At 60.7% G+C, this 9,918-nt stretch carries 3 protein-coding genes, 2 rRNA genes and 3 pseudogenes (1 of these 8 running past the window's edge); 6 read left to right on the forward strand and 2 right to left on the reverse strand.

Annotated features, from left to right (window positions below; translation table 11 throughout):
• Both BQ7477_RS01020 and BQ7477_RS01025 read left to right on the forward strand, forming a co-directional pair.
• A 16S ribosomal RNA gene (locus BQ7477_RS01020) occupies positions 1 to 1,078 on the forward strand; it begins 152 nt to the left of the window's first position.
• A gap of 335 nt (positions 1,079 to 1,413) precedes the next feature.
• Positions 1,414 to 4,444, forward strand: a 23S ribosomal RNA gene (locus BQ7477_RS01025).
• The 16S and 23S rRNA genes sit together here, the layout of an rRNA operon.
• A gap of 37 nt (positions 4,445 to 4,481) precedes the next feature.
• On the opposite strand, the pseudogene BQ7477_RS12910 reads toward BQ7477_RS01025, so the two are convergent.
• Positions 4,482 to 5,423 (reverse strand): annotated as a pseudogene (locus tag BQ7477_RS12910) (UDP-galactopyranose/dTDP-fucopyranose mutase family protein); the annotation flags it as partial.
• Between the two features lie 49 nt (positions 5,424 to 5,472).
• Positions 5,473 to 5,808: pseudogene (locus BQ7477_RS01035) on the reverse strand (FAD-dependent oxidoreductase); the annotation flags it as partial.
• 161 nt (positions 5,809 to 5,969) lie between these two features.
• Between BQ7477_RS01035 and BQ7477_RS01040 the strand changes: the two are divergent.
• The 4 genes and pseudogenes from BQ7477_RS01040 (at position 5,970) to BQ7477_RS12915 (ending at position 9,911) form a co-directional block, all read left to right on the forward strand.
• On the forward strand, positions 5,970 to 6,680 hold the full coding sequence (locus BQ7477_RS01040) for a LytR/AlgR family response regulator transcription factor (protein ID WP_073982478.1): 711 nt from the start codon (positions 5,970 to 5,972) through the stop codon (positions 6,678 to 6,680).
• Between the two features lies 1 nt (position 6,681).
• Positions 6,682 to 8,040: an ATP-binding protein gene (locus BQ7477_RS01045; protein ID WP_073982479.1), complete on the forward strand. Its 1,359-nt coding sequence runs from the start codon at positions 6,682 to 6,684 to the stop codon at positions 8,038 to 8,040.
• On the forward strand, positions 8,037 to 8,522 hold the full coding sequence (locus BQ7477_RS01050; protein ID WP_073982480.1) for a GNAT family N-acetyltransferase: 486 nt from the start codon (positions 8,037 to 8,039) through the stop codon (positions 8,520 to 8,522). Before BQ7477_RS01045 ends, BQ7477_RS01050 begins: the two co-directional genes overlap by 4 nt.
• Before the next feature lie 61 nt (positions 8,523 to 8,583).
• Positions 8,584 to 9,911: pseudogene (locus BQ7477_RS12915) on the forward strand (ISL3 family transposase).
• The last annotated feature ends 7 nt before the right edge of the window (positions 9,912 to 9,918 follow it).

The raw sequence follows: 9,918 nt of genomic DNA on the forward strand, positions 1-9,918 counted from the left end.
TGGTTGTGGTGAGGGTAGTGGGTAAAGAAGCGCCGGCTAACTACGTGCCAGCAGCCGCGGTAATACGTAGGGCGCGAGCGTTGTCCGGAATTATTGGGCGTAAAGGGCTTGTAGGCGGTTGGTCGCGTCTGCCGTGAAATCCTCTGGCTTAACTGGGGGCGTGCGGTGGGTACGGGCTGGCTTGAGTGCGGTAGGGGAGACTGGAACTCCTGGTGTAGCGGTGGAATGCGCAGATATCAGGAAGAACACCGGTGGCGAAGGCGGGTCTCTGGGCCGTTACTGACGCTGAGGAGCGAAAGCGTGGGGAGCGAACAGGATTAGATACCCTGGTAGTCCACGCTGTAAACGTTGGGCACTAGGTGTGGGGGCCACCCGTGGTTTCTGCGCCGTAGCTAACGCTTTAAGTGCCCCGCCTGGGGAGTACGGCCGCAAGGCTAAAACTCAAAGGAATTGACGGGGGCCCGCACAAGCGGCGGAGCATGCGGATTAATTCGATGCAACGCGAAGAACCTTACCAAGGCTTGACATGCACGGCGGCGCTGCAGAGATGTGGTGGCATTTGGTTGGTCGTGTGCAGGTGGTGCATGGTTGTCGTCAGCTCGTGTCGTGAGATGTTGGGTTAAGTCCCGCAACGAGCGCAACCCTTGCCCTATGTTGCCAGCACGTGATGGTGGGGACTCGTGGGGGACTGCCGGGGTTAACTCGGAGGAAGGTGGGGATGACGTCAAATCATCATGCCCCTTATGTCTTGGGCTTCACGCATGCTACAATGGTTGGTACAGAGGGTTGCGATACTGTGAGGTGGAGCGAATCCCTTAAAGCCAGTCTCAGTTCGGATTGGGGTCTGCAACTCGACCCCATGAAGGTGGAGTCGCTAGTAATCGCAGATCAGCAACGCTGCGGTGAATACGTTCTCGGGCCTTGTACACACCGCCCGTCACGTCACGAAAGTTGGTAACACCCGAAGCCCATGGCCTAACCGTTTTTGCGGGGGGAGTGGTCGAAGGTGGGATTGGCGATTGGGACGAAGTCGTAACAAGGTAGCCGTACCGGAAGGTGCGGCTGGATCACCTCCTTTCTAGGGAGCCCTGTTTTTGTGGGGGACAGTCATGGTTTCCGTCTTTTGGGTGGGGGCTTGTGGTTGTTTTCTTGTGCCTGCATGTGTTTGCTGCCCTGTTGTGGGGTGGTGGGTGTGGGTGCGTTGTGGGGTTGGGCATAAGCGTTGTGACGGATGAGCACGCTGTCGGGTTCACGTTCAACACCGTGTGAGCGTCTGCTGCCCTGTTGTTGGGTGGTGGTTGCCTGCGCAGCCAGCCAGCGGCTTTGTGTTGTTGGTGTGGGTGTGTGTGGTGGGTTGTTTGTGTTGTGTATAGTGGTTGCGAGCGTTTTTGTTTTGTACTGTTTTTTGTGTTTTGTTTAGTTTTGTTGGGCATTCGGTGGATGCCTTGGCATCAAGAGCTGATGAAGGACGTTGCGGCCTGCGATATGCCTCGGGGAGTTGGCGAGCGAGCGTTATTATCCGAGGGTGTCCGAATGGGGGAACCTAACCTGGGTTGTGCTGGGTTACCATCATCTGAACGTGTATAGGGTGGTGGGGGGAACGCGGGGAAGTGAAACATCTTAGTACCCGTAGGAGAAGATATTCCGTGAGTAGTGGCGAGCGAAAGCGGAGGAGGCTAAACCAGATGCGTGTGTGAGGCGGCAGCTGTTGCGTGTTTGGTGTTGTGGGGCCATGTTGGATCTTTCTGCCGGGGGGTCGCGTCGTGTGTTGCTGGGAGTTGAACAGTTTGGGATGGCTGACCGTAGAGCGTGAGAGTCGTGTAAGCGGACCGGTGGCGTGTGGTGTGGATGTGGTGCCCGAGTAGTGCGGGACTCGTGGAATCTCGTGTGAATCTGCCAAGACCACTTGGTAAGCCTAAATACTACTTGATGACCGATAGTGCATAGTACCGTGAGGGAATGGTGAAAAGTACCCCGGGAGGGGAGTGAAATAGTACCTGAAACCGTGTGCCTGTAAGCCGTCAGAGCCTTGTGGGGTGATGGCGTGCCTTTTGAAGAATGAGCCTGCGAGTTAGTGATACGTGGCGTGCTTAACCCGTGTGGGGTATGCGTAGCGAAAGCGAGTCTGAAAGAAGGCGTTTGTCGCGTGTTCTAGACCCGAAGCGGGGTGATCTACCCATGGTCAGGTTGAAGCAGAGGTAAGACTGTGTGGAGGACCGAACCCACCAGGGTTGAAAACCTGGGGGATGAACTGTGGGTAGGGGTGAAAGGCCAATCAAACTCCGTGATAGCTGGTTCTCCCCGAAATGCATTTAGGTGCAGCGTTGCGTGGTCCCTGGTGGAGGTAGAGCTACTGGATGGCTGATGGGCCCTGTGGGTTACTGACGTCAGCCAAACTCCGAATGCCATTAGGTGTAGCGTGGCAGTGAGACTGCGGGGGATAAGCTTCGTAGTCGAGAGGGAAACAGCCCAGATCATCAGCTAAGGCCCCTAAGCGTGCGCTAAGTGGGAAAGGATGTGGAGTCGCGGTGACAACCAGGAGGTTGGCTTAGAAGCAGCCATCCTTGAAAGAGTGCGTAATAGCTCACTGGTCAAGTGGTTCTGCGCCGACAATGTAGCGGGGCTCAAGCGTACCGCCGAAGCTGTGGCAGCAACACGCGATTCTGGCGCCAGGAACTGGAGTGCTGGTGTGTTGTTGGGTAGGGGAGCGTCCTGCATGAGGTGAAGCCTGGAGGTGACTTCTGGTGGATTGTGTGGGAGTGAGAATGCAGGCATGAGTAACGATTCTGCGGTGGGAATCCGCAGCGCCGATTGACTAAGGGTTCCAGGGCTAGGTTTATCCGCCCTGGGTTAGTCGGGTCCTAAGGCGAGGCCGACAGGCGTAGTCGATGGACAACCAGTTGATATTCTGGTACCGCGTTGTGACCGCCCGTGCTGATGTCACTGTGCTAACCAATTCGCCTGCACCCCCTCATGACCTTCGGGTTGTGAGTGTGTGTGTGGGTCTTGGGGTCCTGGTGATAGTAGGCAAGCGTGTTAACAGGGGTGACGCAGACAGGTAGCTGCAGTGCGCCGATGGTTGTGCGTATTTAAGGTTGTGGCCCGCCCCTCAGGTAAATCCGGGGGGCACCCAGGGTGAGGACTGATGAGGGACACGTGTGTGCGTGGACTTGTGGTGATCCTATGCTGTCAAGAAAAGCCTCGACGTGAGGGCATGACGCGCCCGTACCCTAAACCGACTCAGGTGGTCAGGTAGAGTATACCGAGGCGTTCGAGTGAATCATGGTTAAGGAACTCGGCAAAATTCCTCCGTAACTTCGGGATAAGGAGGACCCCATGACTTCCTGGCGCCTAGCGTGCTGGTGGGGTTGGGGGGTCGCAGAGAATAGGGAGAAGCGACTGTTTATCAAAAACACAGGTGCGTGCGAAGCCGTAAGGCGATGTATACGCACTGACGCCTGCCCGGTGCTGGAAGGTTAAGAGGAACTGTTAACACCCCCCCTTGGGGTGTGAAGCGGTGAATTTAAGCCCCAGTAAACGGCGGTGGTAACTATAACCATCCTAAGGTAGCGAAATTCCTTGTCGGGTAAGTTCCGACCTGCACGAATGGCGTAACGACTTCTCCGCTGTCTCGACCGTGAACTCGGTGAAATTGCAGTACGAGTAAAGATGCTCGTTTCGCGCAGAAGGACGGAAAGACCCCGGGACCTTTACTATAGCTTGGTATTGGTGTTCGCTTGGACTTGTGTAGGATAGGTGGGAGACTGTGAGGCTGCCGCGCTAGCGGTGGTGGAGTCGTCGTTGAAATACCATTCTGGTTTAAGCGGTCACCTTAACCTTGGCCCGTGATCCGGGTTGGGGACAGTGCCTGGTGGGTAGTTTAACTGGGGCGGTTGCCTCCTAAAATGTAACGGAGGCGCTCAAAGGTTCCCTCAGCCTGGTTGGTAATCAGGTGGCGAGTGCAAGTGTACAAGGGAGCTTGACTGTGAGACCGACGGGTCGAGCAGGTGCGAAAGCAGGAACTAGTGATCCGGCCATGGCACGTGGGTGCGTGGTCGCTCAACGGATAAAAGGTACCCCGGGGATAACAGGCTGATCTTGCCCAAGAGTCCATATCGACGGCATGGTTTGGCACCTCGATGTCGGCTCGTCGCATCCTGGGGCTGGAGTTGGTCCCAAGGGTTGGGCTGTTCGCCCATTAAAGCGGTACGCGAGCTGGGTTCAGAACGTCGTGAGACAGTTCGGTCCCTATCCTCTGTGCGCGCAGGAAATTTGAGGAGGGCCGTCCCTAGTACGAGAGGACCGGGATGGACGAACCTCTGGTGTGCCAGTTGTACCGCCAGGTGCATGGCTGGTTAGCTACGTTCGGAAGGGATAACCGCTGAAAGCATCTAAGCGGGAAGCCTGCTGTGCATGTCCAGGTACTGGTAGGAGCCCAGGCGCCCGCCGAAGAGGACGTCCCGCTCCCCCGCTGCCATCTCGCGATACGCCGCGAGCGTCGAGCGGTCCGCCGGCGAGGCGATCGGATAGTAGGGCTCGTCGCCGGGACGCGCGAAGCGCGAGTACTCGCGCTGGATGATCGTGTTCGTCGCCCCGCTTCGGTCACGCTCGGGGTGCAGGTGGGCGAACTCGTGAATGCGCGTAAAGGGCACGTCGCGATCCGAGTAGTTCATGACCGAGCAGCCCTGATAGTCGGGCACGTCCACGACCTCGGTCTCGAAATCGAGGGTGCGCCAGCCGAGCTGGCCGGCCTCGTAGTCGAAGTAGCGGTCGATGGCGCCCGTGTAAACGACCGGCACCTGGCCGACTGTCGCTGCCTTCGAGAACGGCGAAGACTCATCGAAAAAGTCGACGCCCGTGTGCACGGTAATGCGCGGATGGTCGACCATGTTCGCGATCCACGCGCCATAGCCGTTTAGGGGCAGGCCCTCGTAGCGATCCTGGAAGTAGCGGTTTTCGTAGGTGAATCGCACGGGCAGGCGCGTGATGATGGAGGCGGCCAGCTCACGCGGGTTGGTCTGCCACTGCTTGGCCGTGTATCCCGCGATGAAGGCGTCGTAGAGGGGGCGGCCAATCAGACTGATGGCCTTCTCCTCGAGGTTGCCGGGTTCTCCCGTGATCTCGGTGGCCTGCTGCTCGATGAGCGCGCGGGCCTCGGTCGGCGAATAGGCGGCTCCGAAGAACTGGTTAATCGTGCCCAGGTTGATGGGCAGCGGGTAGACGACGCCTCGGTAGTTGGCGTAGACGCGGTGACGGTAGTCGTTGAAGGCGGTAAAACGGTTGACGTAGGACCAGACCCGCTCATTCGAGGTGTGGAAGAGGTGGGTGCCGTAGCGGTGCACCTCGACGCCGGTGGCCTCGTCGATCGACGAGTAGGCGTTGCCTCCAATGTGGTCGCGACGCTCAATGACGCTCACGTTCATGCCGAATCGCTCCGCAGCCTCGCGGGCGAACGTCAGGCCAAAGAAGCNTCGGCGAATAGGCGGCTCCGAAGAACTGGTTAATCGTGCCCAGGTTGATGGGCAGCGGGTAGACGACGCCTCGGTAGTTGGCGTAGACGCGGTGACGGTAGTCGTTGAAGGCGGTAAAACGGTTGACGTAGGACCAGACCCGCTCATTCGAGGTGTGGAAGAGGTGGGTGCCGTAGCGGTGCACCTCGACGCCGGTGGCCTCGTCGATCGACGAGTAGGCGTTGCCTCCAATGTGGTCGCGACGCTCAATGACGCTCACGTTCATGCCGAATCGCTCCGCAGCCTCGCGGGCGAACGTCAGGCCAAAGAAGCCCGAACCAACAACGAGCAGATCCACTCCACTCCCCTTTCACGGTAGTCAGGTCAATGGTAGCGGTCGCCACTGCCAGGTGCGCCGTCATGTGACCGACGAGGCCGGGGCGTGGACTCGCGCGGGCGGCGCGACTGCGCTCGCATATCCTTGTTTCTATCAGCTGATACGCGAGGGAGGCTCGGACCATGGTGCGCATCGCCGTCGTCGAGGACGAGGCAACCTCACGTCAGCTCCTGGCCGGCTACCTTGCCCGCTACAGCGAGGAGAACGGCGTGTCCTTCGACGTCACCTACTTCGAGGACGGCGGAGCGATCATCGGTGACTACAAGCCGGTGAACGACATCATCCTCATGGACATCCAGATGACGCACGTGGACGGCATGGCCGCAGCGCGCGCGATCCGCGAGGTCGACCAAGAGGTCGTCCTCGTGTTCATCACGTCCGCCGCGCAGTTCGCGATCCACGGCTACCAGGTGGGGGCACTCTCCTACCTCATGAAGCCGCTGCCCTGGTTCGCGTTCTCGCAAGAGCTCTCCCGGTGCCTTCAGGCCGTGGCCAAGCGGCGCGGAGCCTCCGTCCTCCTGCAGTCGGGCACGTCGACACACCGCATCGACGTCGCCGACATCGTCTACGTCGAGTCGATCAAGCACCGCCTGGACGTCCACACGACCTCGGGTACCTACTCCATCACCTCGTCGCTCAAGGCGATGGAGGCTCAGCTAGACGGACACGATTTCTTCCGATCAAACTCCTGCTACCTCGTGAACCTCGCCCACGTGCACGGCGTCGCCGACCAGGAGTGCCTGATGACCGGCGGGGAGCGCCTGCGTATCTCCCGGCCTCGTAAGAAGGCGTTCATCAGCGCGCTGGCCTCCTATGCGGGCGGGATCCACTGACGTGTTCGAGTCCCTGCCCGACATCCCGCGTCTGTTCACTGCGCTCGCCGAGTGGGGCGCCGCCCTCGTGTACGTTTTCGTCGTTGCACGCTCAGCATCCTCCAACGCGCTGAATCCACACGCTGCCGTCCCCCGCTGGCGTCTTGCTACCGCCGCGATTGGTGGCCTCGTGGTGCTCATCGGGGCACAGGAGCTACTCGGTCGCGCTCCCCTGCCCCTGTGGGTCCCGGGCATGATGAGCGCGTACGCGCTCATGTGGTGCGTCATCCGCGTGGGCACCGCCCTGGACTGGCGCTGGGTGACGCACATGAGCGCACGCGCCTTCATCGTCGCAGAGCTCGCCGCCTCCCTGGCCTGGCAGGTCGTCGTCTACTCCCACGCCGACAAGCCCTTCTGGCACCCCGCATCCCTCTTCGGATACGCGGCGATCTCAGCGACATGCCTGGCCGTCGTCTACTACTGTGAACGACGTGTCTGCCGCCAGGGGGCGCTGCCCGTTCTCCGTTTCGCGGACCTCGCTTCCTGCGTGTTTATCGGCATCGCCATTTTTGCCCTGTCCAACCTGAGTTTTATCTCGACGGCGACCCCGTTCTCCGGTCGTGCTGGACTCGAGGTCTTCTACATCCGCACGCTTGTTGACCTGGCGGGCTATGCGATCCTCTTCGCCCAGTTTGAGCGCATCCAGCAAAGCGCGACCGAGCGCGAACTGGCATCCATCCAGGCCTCGCTGGATGCCCAGCACCACCAGTACCTGGCCGCTAAGGAAGACATGGAACAGGTGGCGCGCGCCCACCACGACCTCAAGCACCAGGTCGAGGCGATCCGCGCGGAGCTGGATCCCGGCCGCGCTGCGGCCTCCTTCGCGGAGCTCGAGTCCTCGATCGAGCAGATCGGGCAGCAGTACCACAGTGGCAATGCGGTCCTCGACGTCATCCTCACGACGAAGGGCCGCGCGTGCGCTGCGGCGGGCATCAACTTCACGGCGGTCGCCAACGGCGCGCTCCTGGGCGCCATGTCATCGATGGACATCGCCACGCTCTTCGGCAACGCCCTCGATAACGCGATCGAAGCCTCGCGCCGCGTCGAGGACCCGGCCAAGCGTCTGATCAAACTCGCACTGTTCCGTCAGGGGCAGATGGTGGTCATCCGGGTCGAGAACTGGTTCGACGGCCACCTCAACACGGACGCCGGCGGGCGCCTGACAACGATCAAGCCCGACGCCGTCCGACACGGCTGGGGGGTTAAATCCATCCAGTGGACGGCCCGCAAGTACGGCGGCCAGGCCGTCACGGACGTAGCAGACCACTGGTTCACGCTGACGGTGCTTCTCCCGTCCACAAATGCCCAGGAGGACGAATGACGATCATAGACACCCCCCGCCTGCGCTTACGGCCCTGGAACGATATGGACGCACCGGGGCTCTACGAGCTGGCCCGCGATCCCCGCATCGGGATGCTGTGCGGATGGAAACCCTTCGAGCGCATCGACGATGCACACGAGGCGTTGTCGACCGTCCTGGCGGCACCCGACAGCTACGCGGTGACGCTCGGATCGACCGGTGAAATCGTGGGCTCGATCGCGCTGCGCATTGACACAGACTCCCCCGAGGCAACCGTCGCCGACATCGGATACTGGATCGGCGCACCCTACTGGGGCAACGGATACGCGACGGAGGCGGGACACGCCATCATTGAGCGCGCGCGTGAGCTGGGCGTCGAGACGATCATCTTGAAATACTTCGACGGAAATGACGCCTCGCGAAGGGTCTCAGAAAAACTCGGCTTTGCAGGCTCTTCCGAGTTGAGTGTGGGTGACCGGGTGTTGGTCGGGGGTTGCGGGTAGAGGTCGAGGTCCTTGATGATGAGCGGACTTCAACCCCCGCGATCTTCAAAGGACCTCGACAATGTCTCACCCTACCTGCTGCTGCTCCGTGTCGCTTGATCGTTGTGATCGGTGTGATCTGCTCGTCGGTTTGGAGGGCTTCCATCTGATGAGCGTGACTCGCACCCCAGGGGCCCTGGTGCTCGATGTTGAGTCGTGCAACCAGCTGGCGGGCTGCCCGGGTTGTGGGGTGATTGCTCAAGGCCACGGGCGCATGGTCATGGAGGTCATCGACGCGCCCTGGGCCGGGGTCCCGGCGCGTATCCGGTGGCATAAACGACGCTGGATATGCCGCGAACACGCCTGCCAGACGGTGACATTCCTGGAACACGACGAGCGGGTGTGCGCACCCCGGGCGCGTCTGGGCGCCCGGGCGATCCGCTGGGCGATCCGACAGTTGCGTTTCGAGGGAGCCACCATCGCTGGCCTGGCTCGACAACTGGCAACCACATGGAACACCGTGTGGTCCCACATCAAGCCGTGCCTGCAAGCCGCATCTGATGACCCCGCCCGGTTCGCAGGCGTGCAGGTATTGGGGGTTGATGAGCACGTATGGCATCACCAGGACCGACGCCGACGAGGGCCCCGTGAGCTCACCGGCATCGTAGACCTGACACGCGGGGAGGATCACCCCACGGCCCGCTTGTTAGACCTGGTCCCAGGCAGGTCTGGCACCGCGCATGAGAACTGGCTCGAAGAGCGCGGCGAAGAGTTTCGCTCCGGTATCCAGATCGCGACGCTGGATCCCTTCCAGGGACAGCAAGAACGCCATCGACGATCAACTCCAAGACGCCACCAGCGTCCTCGACGCCTTCCATATCGTCAAGCTCGCTGGCGACGCCCTTGACGAGGTGCGTCGCCGCGTCCAGCAAGACACGACCGGTCACCGCGGGCGCAAAGGTGACCCCCTCTATCAGATCCGCAATCTTTTGCGCGCCTCGCGTGATCGGCTCACGAAGCGTCAAAAGGAACGCCTCCGTGAGGCCTTCACGGCAGATGAGGCGCATATCAGTGTCGAAGTCGCCTACCTTCACCGGGCAAGTCCGAGACGTCTTCCATCAAGACACACCCGCCCAAGGCCAACGCCTGGCCGCTCGTCTCATCGAGAGCCTACCAGCCTGTTCCATCCCCGAGATCGCTCGCCTGGGCCGGACCCTACGCAAGTGGAAGGACGCCTTCTTGGCCTACTTCGATACCGGCGGAGCAAGCAACGGCCCAACAGAAGCCATCAACGGAATCATCGAGCTGGGCAGACGCGCCGCCAGAGGCTACCGCAACCCCACCAACTACAGACTCCGAATGCTCCTCATCGCAGGAGGCCTAGACGCCTCCACCCACACTCAACTCTGAAGAGCCG

The organism is Actinomyces bouchesdurhonensis, assembly GCF_900128465.1.
GTDB classification, from domain to species: domain Bacteria; phylum Actinomycetota; class Actinomycetes; order Actinomycetales; family Actinomycetaceae; genus Pauljensenia; species Pauljensenia bouchesdurhonensis.

Coding starts and splice junctions, on each gene's coding strand:
- BQ7477_RS01050 (WP_073982480.1), top strand. CDS start 8,037: ATGACGATCATAGACACCCCCCGCCTGCGCTTACGGCCCTGGAACGAT.
- BQ7477_RS01040 (WP_073982478.1), top strand. CDS start 5,970: ATGGTGCGCATCGCCGTCGTCGAGGACGAGGCAACCTCACGTCAGCTC.